The 14,874-nt window shown below is 60.0% G+C and carries 13 protein-coding genes; 4 read left to right on the forward strand and 9 right to left on the reverse strand.

The window, feature by feature from the left end:
• Positions 1 to 37 precede the first annotated feature (37 nt).
• The 3 genes from AC6I7Z_RS20345 to AC6I7Z_RS20355 are packed head-to-tail and all read right to left on the reverse strand — an operon-like array spanning position 38 to position 3,175.
• Positions 38 to 1,087, reverse strand: coding sequence for a PLP-dependent cysteine synthase family protein (locus AC6I7Z_RS20345; RefSeq protein ID WP_497815635.1), 1,050 nt, complete (start codon positions 1,085 to 1,087; stop codon positions 38 to 40).
• Between the two features lie 23 nt (positions 1,088 to 1,110).
• Complete coding sequence (locus AC6I7Z_RS20350) at positions 1,111 to 2,115, reverse strand: ABC transporter permease (RefSeq protein ID WP_497815636.1); 1,005 nt, start codon at positions 2,113 to 2,115, stop codon at positions 1,111 to 1,113.
• Positions 2,116 to 2,125: 10 nt separating this feature from the next.
• A complete protein-coding gene (locus AC6I7Z_RS20355; RefSeq protein WP_497815637.1) occupies positions 2,126 to 3,175 on the reverse strand; it encodes an ABC transporter substrate-binding protein in 1,050 nt (349 codons plus the stop codon).
• Positions 3,176 to 3,366: 191 nt separating this feature from the next.
• On the opposite strand from AC6I7Z_RS20355, the gene AC6I7Z_RS20360 reads away from it, so the two are divergent.
• Entirely contained in the window at positions 3,367 to 4,143 is a 777-nt protein-coding gene (locus AC6I7Z_RS20360; RefSeq protein ID WP_497815638.1) for an ABC transporter ATP-binding protein, read from the forward strand.
• A gap of 10 nt (positions 4,144 to 4,153) precedes the next feature.
• Here AC6I7Z_RS20360 and AC6I7Z_RS20365 read toward each other — a convergent pair whose 3' ends face one another.
• The 5 genes from AC6I7Z_RS20365 to AC6I7Z_RS20385 all read right to left on the reverse strand — a co-directional run bounded on the left by AC6I7Z_RS20365 (position 4,154) and on the right by AC6I7Z_RS20385 (position 9,263).
• The gene (locus tag AC6I7Z_RS20365) at positions 4,154 to 5,461 is read right to left on the reverse strand and encodes a type II toxin-antitoxin system HipA family toxin (protein ID WP_497815639.1); all 1,308 of its coding nucleotides are present in this window, start codon (positions 5,459 to 5,461) and stop codon (positions 4,154 to 4,156) included.
• Positions 5,461 to 5,697, reverse strand: coding sequence for a type II toxin-antitoxin system antitoxin HipB (gene hipB, locus AC6I7Z_RS20370; protein ID WP_033748518.1), 237 nt, complete (start codon positions 5,695 to 5,697; stop codon positions 5,461 to 5,463). Before hipB ends, AC6I7Z_RS20365 begins: the two co-directional genes overlap by 1 nt.
• A gap of 107 nt (positions 5,698 to 5,804) precedes the next feature.
• Entirely contained in the window at positions 5,805 to 7,127 is a 1,323-nt protein-coding gene (locus AC6I7Z_RS20375; RefSeq protein WP_497815910.1) for a glycoside hydrolase family 10-like protein, read from the reverse strand.
• 274 nt (positions 7,128 to 7,401) lie between these two features.
• Complete coding sequence (locus AC6I7Z_RS20380) at positions 7,402 to 7,980, reverse strand: DUF4142 domain-containing protein (RefSeq protein WP_497815640.1); 579 nt, start codon at positions 7,978 to 7,980, stop codon at positions 7,402 to 7,404.
• Positions 7,981 to 8,354: 374 nt separating this feature from the next.
• Positions 8,355 to 9,263 carry a LysR family transcriptional regulator gene (locus tag AC6I7Z_RS20385; protein WP_497815641.1) on the reverse strand — a complete coding sequence of 303 codons (909 nt, stop codon included), beginning with the start codon at positions 9,261 to 9,263 and terminating at the stop codon, positions 8,355 to 8,357.
• Between the two features lie 128 nt (positions 9,264 to 9,391).
• Here AC6I7Z_RS20385 and AC6I7Z_RS20390 point away from each other — a divergent pair, with 128 nt between their 5' ends.
• From AC6I7Z_RS20390 to AC6I7Z_RS20400, 3 genes are read left to right on the forward strand one after another with little or no spacing between them, the layout of a single operon-like run.
• A complete protein-coding gene (locus AC6I7Z_RS20390) occupies positions 9,392 to 10,702 on the forward strand; it encodes an MFS transporter (protein ID WP_497815642.1) in 1,311 nt (436 codons plus the stop codon).
• A 14-nt stretch (positions 10,703 to 10,716) separates the two neighbouring features.
• Positions 10,717 to 11,805, forward strand: a complete 1,089-nt coding sequence (locus AC6I7Z_RS20395; protein WP_497815643.1) for a tartrate dehydrogenase — start codon at positions 10,717 to 10,719, stop codon at positions 11,803 to 11,805.
• 2 nt (positions 11,806 to 11,807) lie between these two features.
• Complete coding sequence (locus AC6I7Z_RS20400; protein WP_497815644.1) at positions 11,808 to 13,067, forward strand: glycerate kinase type-2 family protein; 1,260 nt, start codon at positions 11,808 to 11,810, stop codon at positions 13,065 to 13,067.
• Positions 13,068 to 13,344: 277 nt separating this feature from the next.
• On the opposite strand, the gene AC6I7Z_RS20405 is transcribed toward AC6I7Z_RS20400, so the two are convergent.
• Positions 13,345 to 14,802, reverse strand: coding sequence for an MFS transporter (locus AC6I7Z_RS20405; protein ID WP_497815645.1), 1,458 nt, complete (start codon positions 14,800 to 14,802; stop codon positions 13,345 to 13,347).
• Positions 14,803 to 14,874: the final 72 nt, after the last annotated feature.

The raw sequence follows: 14,874 nt of genomic DNA on the forward strand, positions 1-14,874 counted from the left end.
GGCAGCGCGCGGCTGCCGTTTTATTCCTCTGTCTCTCTTACAGCAGCTGCTGCGAAGTCTGCACCGCCGTCGCCTCTTTCAGGCTCTCCGCGGGGTGGTCATGGCTGAACAGCCGCGTGCTGAGGTAGTTGGCGCCGCCGTCGGCCAGCAGCAGCACAATGCGCTTGCCCTGATTTTCCGGCCGCGCCGCCAGCAGCTGCGCGGCAAACAGCACCGCGCCCGACGAATCCCCGACCAGTATGCCTTCCGCCAGCGCGAACTGGCGCGCAGCCTGATACGCCTGCCAGGTTTCCACCGCAATCGCGTCGTCATAAACCTGAGGATCCAGATTCGGCGGGATCCGCTCCGGCGGCTGGCCGCTGAAGGCGTGGACGCCGGTAATCTCCAGCGGTTCCGGATGCTGCGGGCTCGGCTGCGAGCCGATGCCTGGTTCCACGGCGACCACCTGAATGGCGGGATCCTGCGCTTTCAGATAGCGCCCGATGCCGGAGAGCGTGCCGCCGGTGCCCACCGAGGCGACGAAAATATCGAGTTTGCCTTGGGTGTCGCGCCAGATTTCCGGGCCGGTGGTCAGCTCATGCACGCGCGGGTTCGCCGGGTTCTGAAGCTGCTGGAGAAAATGCACCTCCGGCTCGCCTTCGGCCACCCGCGCCACCAGCCAGCGGGTGGCGGCGACAAAGTCGCCGTCGCTGGCTTCGTAGTAGTCGGCGAAGCCCGGCACGGTGCTGAAGGGCACCACCTCTGCGCCGTAGGCCTGAATAATCTTGCTGCGCTCGATACTGACGAAATCGTTGATGTAGACGCGAAAGCGGTAGCCTTTGGCCGCCGCGATCGAGGCGACGCCGATGCCGGTGTTGCCGCTGGTGGTTTCGGCGATGGTGTCGCCCGGCCTGATAAGGCCGTCGCGCTCCGCCTGTTCAATCATCGCCAGCGCAATGCGATCTTTGACGCTGTGATTAGGGTTAAAAAGCTCCAGCTTGCCGAGCAGTTCGGCGCGCACGCCGTGGCGCTCGCTAAAGCGCGACAGGCGCAGCAGCGGCGTTTGTCCAATCAGTTCGGTCACAGAGTTATAGATAGATGCAGCCACAGGCGACTCCTCTTGAGAAAGCGTTACCATTTCACCGCGTTGCGCTGCCAGGCGAGCGTGCGGTCGCGAACAAGAAACAGCAGGGTGATCAGCGATGAAAACAGCACTGCCATTACGATCAGCGCGGCATACATATTGGCGTAGGCCGCCCATCCCTGCGCCCACTGCAAATACCAACCCAGCCCCGATTTGACGCCCATCATCTCTGCCGCCACCAGCACCGAAAAGGAGGCGCCCAGCCCCATAAACAGCCCAACGAACAGATGGGGCAGCGAGGCGGGAACCGCGACGCGCAGCACCAGAAAAGGCGATTTCGCCCCCAGGGTGCGCGCCACGTCGTAATAGCGGCTATCGACGCTGGCGACGCCCGACCAGGTGAGCACCGTCACCGGAAACCAGGTCGCCAGCGCAATCAGAAACACGGCGGCGGCGAAGCTGGAGGGAAAAAAGTAGAGCGACAGGGGCAGCAGCGCCGTCGAAGGCACCGGGCCGAGAAAGCGCAGGATCGGATGCACCCAGTAGCCAAGCCCGCGAGACCAGCCGATGGCGACGCCAGTAACAAAGCCGACGACGCTGCCGTAGAGAAAGCCGAACGCCAGCAGGCGCAGCGAGTTGAGCACGCTGTCGAGCAGGCGCGGCCAGTCGGTGGCGTAGGCCTCGATCAGCGCGCGCGGCGGCGCGAAAAAGGGCGCGGGCAGCAGCGCCAGCTTGGCGGTAACGTACTCCCACAGGCCGATCAGCAGCGCCAGCGCAATCAGCCAGCGGCCGCTGCGCTTCAGCGGCTGCCAGGCCTTTAGCGTGGGCGCGGCGCTGGAGCCGAGCACCAGCGCGCTGAGCAGCGTCGCCAGCGCGATAAACAGTTCATGCGTCTCGTTGACGAAGCGCGGCGCCGCGAAGCCCTGCGGTTTATCCGGCAGCGCCACCATCAGCGCCACCAGCGCCCACCACGCCAGCAGCGCGCCCCACAGCGCCGGTTCGAGGCGCCGCGACTCGGCGCGGCGGCGCAACGTCAGAATATCTGTGGCCATGCTGCTCTCCCTAACTCATCTTCATATGGTGATGCTGACCGTTATCCGGCAGCAGATCGGGCACATAGTGATCGGCAAACTGCTGCGCGTCGGTGTCCGGGCGGATGACATTGATTTTTTTCAGCTCGTTGACGTAGGTCGCCACTTCGCCGCGCAGCTGCGCGCCGGTGGAGTGGTGGCTGTGGGTATGCTCTTTCAGCATCGCGGCGATGGACTCGACCGGGACCGAGCCAGGCACGAACGGCTGGAAGATCTTCGCCGTCTCGTCCGGATGGTCGGCGGTCCACTGCTGTGCGTCGACGATCGCCTGGGTTATCGCCTGCGCGGTTTTGGGATCGTCGCGCACCAGCGAGCCGCGCAGCCCCAGCACGCAGCAGGTAAGATGGGCATATTCGCCGTTCAGGTTATTGTCTACTTCTGTCAGCCCGTGCTGCCGCTTCAGCAGCCAGCCCTGCGGATCGTCGGTCGCCAGCGCCTGTACTTCGCCTTTACGCAGCGCCTCGCCGAAGAGGTCGGCGGGGTACTGCAGCCAGTTCACCGCCTTATCGGGATCGATGCCCTGTTTCGCCAGCTGAATCGCAAAGAAGTTGCGGATTGGACTCGCCTGGTCGGTGACCGCCACCGATTTGCCCACCAGATCTTTTACGCTGCGGATGTTGCTGTTCTCCGGCGTCAGCAGGCGCATGCAGCCGCCGTGGGTGCCGACGGTGAGATCGACGTCGAATCCCTGCTCCAGCGGCTTGAGCCAGCGCAGCGCCATGCCGATGCCGCCGTCCGCCTGACCGGTGGCGATCGCCTGCAGCAGCGCGTCGGTCGGGCCGCTGAAGTTGACCGGCTCGACGTTGAGGCCATATTTTTTAAAGAATCCCTGCTTCAGCGCCACCGAAATGGGCGACTGGCAGACCGCGGTTTGCCCCCAGGCGAGTTTGATGGTTTTCAGCGGCGGATCCTCCGCCAGCACCGCGCCGGTAAACAGCGGCGTTAACCCGATGCCTGCGCCCAGCGTGGCGAGGCCGCGCAGCAACGCGCGGCGGCTCATCGAAGGTGAATGTATGGCCATGACGCTTTCCCTTGTAGTGAATTACCGGGAAACTACCCCATGCGCCAGAGCGCGCCAAATAACAATCCCGCATGACTTCATGCGATATTTCATTATGAAGATCGGGCAAACCTATTACCGCTATCGGCATATTTCATTCGCGAGGCGCGTGCTATTTATGAGGCTATTAAGCGGACTTCGGAGACTATTTTATGACGACGCAACAGGCGGGCGTAAATATCGATATTGAAAATGTCAGCCACCATTTTACGCTGGAGGGCAGCGATTTGCCGGTGCTGGAAAATATCAGTCTGCAGGTGCGGCCCGGAGAATTTGTCGCGCTGCTCGGGCCGTCCGGCTGCGGCAAATCGACGCTGCTGCGCCTGCTGGCCGGGCTTGAGCCGCCCGCCAGCGGCGTGCTGGCGGAAGAGGGACGCGCCATCACCGCGCCGCATCCATCGCGCGTGGTGGTGTTTCAGGATCCGACGCTCTATCCGTGGCGCACCGTCTACGACAACGTCGGGCTGGGGCTGCAGATCCGCGGCGAGAGCAAACAAGCGGCGCAGACCCGCATCGACGCCATGCTGCGTCGCGTCGGGCTGCAAGAGTTCGCGCGCGCCTGGCCGCATCAGCTCTCCGGCGGCATGGCGCAGCGCGCCGCGCTGGCGCGGGCGCTGGTCAACCATCCGCGCCTGCTGATCCTCGACGAGCCGCTCGGCAAGCTCGACTCGCTGACGCGCCTGCGTATGCAGCAGGAGATTGTCGAACTCTGGCAGGAGCAGAACTTCACCACCCTGATGGTGACGCATGACGTGGAGGAGGCGCTGGTGATGGCGAATCGTGTGGTGGTCTTCAGCTCGCGTCCGGCGCGGGTGCTGGACGTGATCGAAGTCGAGCAGGCCTATCCGCGCCGCCGCGACGATCCGGCGCTGGTGGCGCTGCGCAGCCGGGTGCTGGCGCTGCTGGGCGCGGAGCAGGCCGCCGCCTGACAGACGCCGCTTATTTCGTCAGGCGCGCCGCCATTTTCAGCGCGTTGTCGAAAATGGCGTCGGCGATCGCCGGCGGAATAGCCGCAGGCAGTTGCGCCCGGACGCGCACCACGGCGGCGGGCAGCGCCTCGGCGAAGAAGGCGAGGATCTGCGTCATCCGTTCCCGGGAGAAGCGCACGCTTTCCGCCGTGGCGAGGAAATGGCGCGGAAAGATTTTATCGATTTCGCTTTTTTTGCCTTTCGACGCGCTCAGCCCCATCGCCAGCTTCAGCTCGCGGATATTGAGGCCCGCGCCGCCCAGCACCGGATAGGCGGAAAGAATGTCGTAGAAGGGCGTCAGCCGGTAGCTGCCGCCGCGCTCGATATAGAGGGAAAAGTTTTTCGCATGTCCATCTGTGGCACCGATCAGCCACTGGAACACCTGAAACTTCATAAAATCGTCGCGATCCTCCAGCGCATTGCTGGATCCCATCAGCAGCGACATAATCGCCGCGATGCCTGGGCCGCCGTCAGACTCATACTTTGTCGCGGAGGCGAGACCGAGGCTCTGGCAGATATCCTCCTGCGGCAGGCGCAGCAGCCGGGCGCCGTCGGCGCTCCAGCGGCGATCGAATCGTCTCACCGCCAACGCGCGCAGCCTGCCTGCGGTGATAATACTGGCGTCGGGCACGCGGAAGCCCAGCTCGCGCGCCAGCGCCAGGCAGACATACTCATTTTCCACACTGTCGCGCATATCGAGGGTGGCGAAGGGCTGCTTAATTTCGCCGATCGGCAGCTTAATGATATGCGAGGTCGGCGTCGGACCCTGGGGGATCGCCCAGCCCCGATCGGTATGCAGCAGCGCGGTTTTCTCCTGCGCGCCCGCCACGGAGATGCGGAAGTCGCGCTCTTCCGGGATCATGCCCAGCGGAATATCGCTCTGGTAGGCCGAGAGGATTTTTTCCAGTCGCGCAGCGTCGAGCGTCTCATAACGCAGCGCAAGATCGGGCGCTGCGGCCTCTTCAGGCAGCAGCATCACCGCGCCGACGCTGTCGCGGCCCACTTCCCGCAGCAGATCGAACGGCTGCATCGACTTCGCCCTATAGCGGTTGAGGATGCGCTCCCTGACGCGCGGATTGTCCGGCAGCAGGTTGTCGAAAAAGTTAATCACGCTCACCGAGGCGATAGCGGGGTACTGCAAAGGCAGCGAGAGCGACAGCGGCCGCGCCAGCGGGTTGCTCAGCCAGCTCGCCGCATACTGAAAAAGATGCGCGCCGTTTTTCTGGCGCGTCAGGGTGCCGACGCGCTCGCCGTTCATCCAGGCGATAAGCCGATCCATTACCAGTCAAGCTCCTTGCCGTTTTGCGCTGATTTCCCCTGGATCACCAGCTCCTGCTCCAGCGACTGCAGGATCTTAAACAGCGTCGTCAGGGTGGTTTTGTCGGGATTGTTCTCAAAGTTCGACACCGTGGCCTGCTTGATGCCGACCCGGCGCGCCAGATCGCTCTGCGTCCAGCCGCGCTTCTGCCGTTCAAGCCGGATCAGCTGGGCCAGCTGTTTGGGGCTGTATATCATCGCCGCTCCTGATAAAAGGCGGGGATGCAGCTATCCCCGCCCGGGGGTAAACCAGAAAATATACCCACTCAAGGATAAAGTAAAGCGTATCCTTACATGGGGATAAATCAGCCGCCCCAGCGCTGCTGCAGATAGCGAACGGCGGGCTGCGTCTGCGGCTGATTCAGGTAGTTTTCCCGGAACAGAATGGTGCCGTCGATGCCCGGCGTGCTTTCGTTCAGATCGAGCTGCTTCTTCAGCTCCGGCACGCCGCCTTCTCGCGTCCAGTCCGGCTCGGTGCGCGACGGCTCGCCGACTTTATAGAGCGCGACGCCGATATAGAGGCGCGTATGGGTCGGCTTCACCACCTGCGCCCACCAGTGCGCCAGCACGTCGTAGCGCGCCGCCTGTCGCGCGAAGGGCCAGTAGAGCTGCGGCGCGATATAGTCCAGCAGCCCCTGCTGCACCCAGCGTCGCGTATCGGCAAAGGCTTCGTCGTAGGCGGCCGCGCCGCGCGTGTCGGAGCCTGCCGCATCGTGCGACAGATTACGCCAGACGCCCGCCGGACTGACGCCGAATTCGACCTGCGGTTTGATCTGCCTGATGGCGCGCGACACCTGCTCAATCAGCAGCTGGGTGTTATGCCGCCGCCAGTCCGCTTTCGAGGCGAATCCCTGGCCGTATGTACGCCAGGTCTGCGCATCGTTCAGCGGCGAGTCTGTGGTTTCCGCATAGAAATAATCGTCGAACTGCACGCCGTCGACGGGATAGCGTCTGACCACTTCCGCTACGATGCTGGTGATCCAGTCGCGCGCATCCGGGATGCCGGGATCCAGCACCAGCCGATCGCCAGCGGTGCGGATCCAGTCGCGGTGCAGCACATAGACGCTGGCGGGATGAAGCGACAGGGTGCGGTTCAGCGCCGCGAGGGTCGCGGGTTTGGTATTAACGGCGACGCGGTAGGGGTTGAACCAGGCGTGTACTTTCATGCCGCGCTTGTGCGCCTCATCCAGCATAAACATCAGCGGATCGTAGCCGGGATCGGCGCCGATAGTGCCGGTCAGCATATCGGACCAGGGCAGAATATCGGAGCGCCAGAGCGCGGTGCCGTCCGGCTTGACCTGGAAGAAAACCGTGTTGATGCCGAGGCTTTTCAGCCTGTCGAGTTTGGCCGTCAGCGCCTGCTGCTGTAGCTGAATGCGCTGCGTCGCGCTGCTGAGGTTAACCGAATTGACCGGCGGCCAGTCGAGACGGGAAACGGTGGCGAGCCAGACGCCGCGTACCGGCTGCTGCGCGGCTGCCGGCGTGGTTTTTTGCGGCTGCGGTTGCGCGGCGGGAAAGGGCGTGACCAGCGATTTGGGCGGCTCGGAGGCGCAGCCGGCCAGCAGCAGCGCGACGGCGATCAGCCGTTTTTTGCGCGCCGCGCAGAAGGAGACGGTGGAATAACTAATGGTAAACTCCCTTTCATATCGCTAACTATCCGGAGAGCATCATTCTCTGGTTATCGCGGCGTAAGTCAACCGCTGATCGGAATGCGGGGTCTTGAGGAAAAAAGGGGCATCAGCACGTAGAGTGAGTGTCAGTTTGCGACGGCAAACAGGCGAACATCAATCGGCGCCTTAATTGAGCGGCCGTCCCGCTTCCTCACCGCTGACACTCGTGCTCTGTTTTCCTGCAACCCTTTCGACCCGGGTCACAGGACATTGTTACTGCCGAGCAAGCTGTTTACTTGCCTGCCTGCGTCATCTGCTGGGCGGCCTTCAGATGCTCTTCTACCACCGGCGTGTGCGCGTCAGCCAGGGTCTTCACATCGGGATCCTTAATCTTTTTGGCGTCACTTTGCAGTTTTGACAGCACCATCTTGTGGTCCATGGTGCCGGCATTGGTCATATACATCTTGTCAAAGGCGGCGCCGCTCTCTTTTTCCAGCTTCGCTGCCATGGCTTTGTTTTTGGCATCCGGCTCCGTCGGCAGCGTCACGCCTTTTTGCTCGGCGACCGTCTGGACTTTGGTCAGGGCCGCGCCGTGATCGTCGACCATCTTCTGCGCGAAGGCCTTCACTTCGCTGCTTTGCGCTTTGCTCAGCGCGATTTTGGCGGCGGCCACTTCATTGATATTGGCCTGCGCCATATCCTTCAGCGCTTTTTCATCGCCGGCGCTGAGTTTGCCGTCTGATGCGGTCTGGCCTGCGGCGCCGTTCTGCGCGGGGCTGGCTGGCGTCTGGGCATAGACGCCAGCCGTGCTAAACATGGCGACGACTGCCGATGCGGTCAGCAGTGCTTTCAGGGTGTTATTCTTTTGCATGTTGTTCTCCAGATACTTACAGGGTGGCTGGCGTCAGGCTATTAACCCAGGCAGCCTTGTAGGGAAATCAGAAGTGCATTAGTGAGTATAGTGGATTAACTCTTTGGGGCAGCGGGAACAGGGAAGTGAGAGGCGTGGAGTGTGAACCGAAATTAATTGCTGTGCCAGCTTTGGATATTGCTGACAACAAGAGATTTATGAGGAGCTTTCAAGTGGTTAACGATCCCTCACGGGAGATGACTGTTCAGCCAGGCAGCTTAGTCCTCCCTTCGCTCATAAAGGAACAACAAAATATCCCGCCACGCTTCGGCGGTTATTTTCAGCACGTATGCACAAGGTAAGTGGACGGCCAGTCTCCAGCCTTCTGTAATCAGTTACAGGTTATGAGTAAGCTTTTCAATGTTGTCAGAAAGCATATCCAGCAGAGCCTTGACATAAATATTATTATTTCCCTGATGCCACATCACACTCAGCGGAAGTCCTTCCACATTTTTCACTGGAGAAAGAGCGAGGTATTTTACGCCGTCTGTATTCATATTCTTATAAGATGATGGAACCAGAGCTATGCCCAGACCGGCGGCGACAAAACTGAGGATGGTCTGTTTCTCTTCGGCATACTGCGCAATAACGGGTACGCAGCCGCCCGCCTTAAAAACATTCATCGTCAGATCGTGACTGTGAGGTCGGGTGCGCCTTTCCGGTACGATTACCGGTTCATGACGAAAATCATTAATACTGACTTCACTATGACTTACCAGCCGATGATGGGCAGGAACGGCAAGCACGCAGGTTTCATTTGCGATAAAGCGTGTTGTCAGCGTGACGTCAACATGTTCAGGCGGACGTACAAAGATCACATCCAGCCATCCGGAGAGAAGTCGGGGGATTAGGCTATGCGTTTTATCTTCCGTAATATGAATATCCGCATCGGGAAACTGCCTGACGAAAAGATTAATCAGTTCCGGCAATAACCCTCTGGCTGCGCTGTCAATAGCACCTATCCGCAGCGTTCTTTTCTGCGATAAGGTTTTTTTACGGAACCGCAGCCGCAGCGCATCGAAATCAGCAATTACGGCTTTGGCCTCATTCAAAAATGCTGCCCCTTCAGGCGTCAGCGACACATTTCTGGTCGATCGGTTCAGCAACCTTATCCCCAAATCCTCTTCCAGCAATTTTATGAAACGGCTGAGTGACGCAGGCATCATTTCAAGTTTCTGGGCGGCCCGACCAAAGTGAAGCTCATCACCCAGCACCACAAAGCAACGCAGCTGATTTATATCCATTTTTCCATCCAAACCTGATTATGCAAATTATTTGTATAAAGCAGTGCCGATGATAAAGCCGCGCAAAACTTCATACTGGGATCATTACAAAACGATAACAACCCTACATGACTGTGGAGCATCCTGAAATGAATAACGACCTCGAAAAAAAGGTTATGCGAAAGGTTACCCTGCGCATCATTCCTTTTATTATGCTGCTGTATTTCATTGCGTTCCTGGACCGGGTAAACATAGGTTTCGCTGCCCTGACCATGAATCAGGATCTGGGCTTTTCACCTACAGTATTTGGGCTCGGTGCCGGCATATTCTTTCTCGGCTATTTTCTTTTTGAAGTCCCGTCCAACTTAATTCTGCATAAAGTGGGTGCCCGCATCTGGATCGCCCGCGTGATGATCACCTGGGGCTTAGTCTCTGGCTGCATGGCTTTTGTGCAGGGTACGACCAGCTTCTATATTCTGCGCTTTCTGCTCGGCGTGGCTGAGGCAGGCTTCTTTCCGGGCATCATCCTCTATCTCAGCTACTGGTTCCCGGCAGCAAAACGCGCGCAGGTCACTGCCATCTTTATGGCCGCCGCTCCGCTCTCAACCGCGCTGGGATCGCCTGTTTCAGCCGCCCTGCTGGAGATGCATGGTTTCCTCGGCTACGCCGGCTGGCAGTGGATGTTTGTACTGGAGGCTGTCCCGGCGCTGATGCTTGGCGTTGTGGTGCTGTTCTTCCTGACTGACCGCCCGGCCAAAGCCAAATGGCTGACTGATGAGGAGCGCACCTGGCTGGAAAACACCATGCAGGCCGAGGAGCTAGCTCGTGCGGGCAAACAGAGCCACAGCAGCGCATGGCGCGGACTGGCGGATAAGCGCGTGCTGGCGCTGGCGCTGGTCTATTTCGGTACATCCGCCGGACTCTATACGCTTGGTATATGGTCGCCGCAAATCATCCGCAGCTTCGGCGCCACATCGCTTGAAATTGGTTTCCTTAACGCCTTCCCGGCGGTTATCGGCGTTATCGCCATGATCCTGTGGGCGCGTCATTCCGACCGCACTAAAGAGCGCAGCTGGCATGTGATTGGCGCCTGCCTGCTGGCGGCAGCCGGGCTGATTTACGCCGGTAACGTCAGCACGCTGTTCGCCGTGATCGTCGCCTTAACGCTGGTCACCGTGGGGATCAGCGCATCGAAACCGCCGCTGTGGAGCATGCCGACGCTATTTCTCAGCGGGCCGGCAGCCGCAGCGGGTATCGCTACGATCAACTCCATCGGCAATCTCGGCGGTTTTGTCGGCCCGATGATGACTGGCGTGATCCGTCAGCAGACCGGCAGCTACAGCTGGGGACTCTACTTTGTCGCCGGACTGCTGGCGCTCTCAGCTCTGATTGTCCTGATTCTTTCTGCCAGAGCGAATAAACCGCAAACGGCAGAGATCCCTCATCCTCATATTCATTGACTGGAGAAGTAACTATGCGTAACTACAAAATTGCAGCCATACCTGCCGACGGTATCGGTCCGGAAGTCATTTCAGCTGGTGTTGAGGTGCTGCATGCGCTGACGCGTCGCGATCCACAACTGAAGTTTGATGTAGAGACCTTTGACTGGGGATCGGATTACTACAAAAAACATGGCGTGATGATGCCGGAAGAAGGTCTGAACACGCTGAAGACGTTCGACGCTATTTACTTCGGCGCGGTGGGGGCACCCGATGTGCCAGACCACATCACCCTGTGGGGGCTGCGTCTGCCGATTTGCCAGGGCTTTGACCAGTACGCCAATGTTCGACCAACTAAAATCCTGCCGGGCGTGACGTCACCGTTGCGTAATCGTGGTCCGGGCGATCTTGACTGGGTCATCGTGCGTGAAAACTCTGAGGGCGAATACTCCGGTAACGGCGGCCGTGCGCACCGCGGCTTGCCGGAAGAGGTGGGTACCGAAGTGGCCATCTTCACCCGCGTTGGAGTCACGCGCATCATGCGCTATGCCTTCAGACTGGCGCAGTCACGTCCGCGCAAGCTGCTGACCGTGGTGACCAAATCCAATGCCCAGCGTCACGGTATGGTGATGTGGGATGAAATTGCCGCTGAGGTAGCGCTGGAGTTCCCGGATGTGCAGTGGGACAAAATGCTGGTCGATGCCATGACGCACCGTATGACGCTGCATCCGCAGACGCTGGATACCATCGTTGCCACCAATCTGCATGCCGATATTCTGTCTGATCTGGCCGGTGCGCTGGCAGGCAGTCTGGGCGTAGCGCCTACCGCAAATATCGATCCGGAACGCCGCTTCCCATCTATGTTTGAACCGATCCATGGTTCAGCATTCGATATCACCGGTAAAGGCATCGCTAATCCGGTTGCGACCTTCTGGACCGCCGTGCAGATGCTTGAACATCTGGGCGAACGCGACGCTGCTGCGCGGATCATGGAAGGCATCGAATACGTGTGTAAGGAAGGCATTCTGACGCCTGATATCGGCGGCACCGCCACTACCGCTGACGTCACCCGCGCCGTGGTGCAATTTATCGAAGCTAAAGCTGACGTTGCCGAGACCGCATAACCATGAAAAATGAACAGGCCGCAGCGATTCTGCAGGATATCTTTCAGCAGGCTGTCGACAGCGCCCGCGCCGGGCCGCTGATCCCTCCCAATCTGCCGGAAAAGCCACGCGGCCGTTGCGTGGTGATCGGTGCCGGTAAAGCTTCAGCAGCGATGGCGGCAGCGGTGGATGCGGCCTGGCCGGATGTGGACCTGTCAGGCGTGGTCGTGACGCGTTATGGTCATGCGGCGCCCGCGGGCCGCATCCGCGTTATTGAGGCGGCGCATCCCGTGTCGGATGCGATGAGCGAAACGGCCGCCATGCTGATTGTGGAGACACTGCGCGGGTTAACACCGGATGATCTGGTGCTGGCGCTGATTTCCGGTGGGGGGTCTGCGCTGATGGCGCTGCCCGCGCCGGGGTTAACGCTGGCCGATAAGCAGAAAATCACCCGGTCTCTGCTACACAGTGGCGCCAACATCAAAGAGATGAATCTGGTACGTCGTCACCTCTCCGCGGTGAAAGGCGGTAAGCTGGCGGTGCTGGCGCAACCGGCCCGTATTGTGTCGCTGATTATCAGTGATGTGCCAGGCGATGACCCGGCAGACGTAGCGTCTGGCCCCACCGTTGCCGACCACAGTATGCCGCATGATGCGCTCCGGGTACTTCAGCGCTACGGCATCGCGATCCCTGAAGCTCTTCATGATCTGCTAAACCAGCCGGCCCGACCGATGGCAAACATAGCGAACGGCGAAGTCAGGCTAATCGCTACCCCTGCGCTGGTTTTGCAGCAGGCGGCTGAAGCTGTACGCAATCATGGACTCACGCCGCTTATTCTGGGCGATGCGATAGAAGGTGAAAGCCGTGAAGCGGCCGTGGTTATGGCGGGTATCGCCAGGTCAGTGAAGCAGTACGGGCATCCTGTTTCCGCTCCTGCTGTGCTGTTGTCAGGTGGCGAAACCACCGTGACGGTCAGCAACGGTCAGCCAGGAAAAGGTGGGCGCAACACCGAGTTTCTGCTCAGCCTTGCCTGTGCATTGCAGGGTGAGCAGGGTATCTGGGCGGTAGCCGGCGACAGTGATGGTATTGACGGCACGGAAAATGCAGCGGGCGCGATAGTCTTCCCGGACACGCTGACACGCGGCAAAATACGCGGCCTTAATGCGGTTAACTATCTTGATGGACATGACAGCTACAGCTATTTTCACGCGCTTGATGATTTGCTGATAACCGGCCCGACGTTAACCAACGTAAATGACATCCGGGCAATATTGATTGCCTGAGCCTGTTGCTCTCCTGCGACCCGGGAGAGCAATATCTTTGCTCAGCGTTGTTCAGCCTGAGCCGTTTGTTACCGTTCTGTCTGCTTTTCCTGATGCTCTACCCTGGAAAACTACCGCCTGTCGCGTCCAGTTTGCACGACCAGGAAAATGCATTCGCGCGAATGAAGCCAGTCATGGTGCCTGGAGTGGGTGGACAAGCTCAGGTAGAGCGATGACACCCCCTCTGCTGGCTGGCGAATCAAACGGGAATTCGCTCAGCCAGCTAACGCTTATTATGTTACTTGAGAGAAAAGCGCGGCCGGGCGGCAGAGGGCGCAGAGGCGCGCCGAATTAGCCGGATACTCAGCCCTGCGCCCGTCGCGAGGCAGACGGCCATTGCCAGAAGCGCGACGATAAAGGCATGGGCGATATCCGCTCCGCTCTTGCTGGTGCCCAATAGGCTGTAAAAAAGGCCGCCGATCACGGCGACGCTCAGCGCCGTGCTGATCTGTAGCGCCGAGCTGGTTACGCCGGCAATCATACCTGAAAACGCTGGCGCAACCTGGCCTGTCACCATCCGCACCAGCGTTGGCATCGCCAGCCCCTGGCCCAGACCGGTGGCAAACAGGAGTAGCGCGAGCGGCAGCATGGCAGGAGGCGTGCCCGTCAGCGTATGGGCGATCAACCATGCCAGGCCCGCTAACCCTGAGGTCTCGAATCCCATCCCGATGGCGCTAAGGTAATTTCCAGCAAAGCGCCTCAGGTACGGCGTCAGTAATGGACCGATCAGAAAGCCGATGCCAAAAGGCAGAAAAAGCGTGCCCGCGGTCAGGGCGTTTAAGTGCAGCGCGCCCTGCAGATAAACAGAAAACAGCAGAAAGAACGCGCCGATAGAGTAAAACAGCAGCACGATCGCCAGTCCCTGGCCCAGACCAGGCGCGCGTAACACGGCGGGATCAAGCAGCGGCGAACCGCCATTCTGGCTAAGGCGCCGTTCATAACGCCATAACCACGCGGCCAGCAGCGGGAAAGCAACGAATAACAGCCAGGTCCACCAGGGCCATCCCGCCTCACGGCCTTCAATCAACGGCACAATCAGCGCGCTCAGCGTCAGGGTTGCCAGCAGCATACCGACGGGGTCGAGCCGCTGTGCCGATGGCGCCCGCGTCTCTTTCAGCAACGGCAGGCCAAAAAGCATGACCAGCAGCGCCACCGGCAGGTTAACGAGGAAAATCGCCCGCCAGCCCAGGTGAAACAGGTCCGCTGCAATCAGGATGCCGCCCAACACCTGTCCGATGACGGAGGCCAGACCAAAAACGGCGCCATAAATACTCAGCGCTAAGGGCTTCTCCGCCTCCGGGAAAATGGCCTGCACGGACGCCAGCGCCTGCGGCGCCATAATGGCGGCCGTGGCGCCCTGCAATATGCGTCCGGTAATCAGCACCCACGGCGACCAGGCTAAGCCGCACAGCAGCGAGGCGGCGGCAAAACCGATAAGCCCCAGGAAAAACATCTTCCCGCGCCCGTAAATATCGCCCAGGCGGCCGCCGGTAATCAGCGTTACCGCATATACGGCTGCATAGGAGGAAATCACCAGCTGTTCAGCCGAGGAAGAGGTGCCCAGGTTGCTCTGAATAGCAGGCAGCGCCACGTTAACGATAAAAAAATCGAGCGGCGGCAAAAAGGCTCCAACCAGCAGAATGATAAACATCGCCCAGCGACGCGGCTCGGCTTGCGTGAGGCTATGTGCCGACATAGAACACTCCTTTGGAACAGTCACGGTAAGGGAGGTAGGGTGAGGGCAGAATCGGGGGTTACGCCGTCAGGG

The sequence above is a fragment of the Pantoea sp. X-Soil-MYKO-1289 genome (assembly GCF_059730625.1).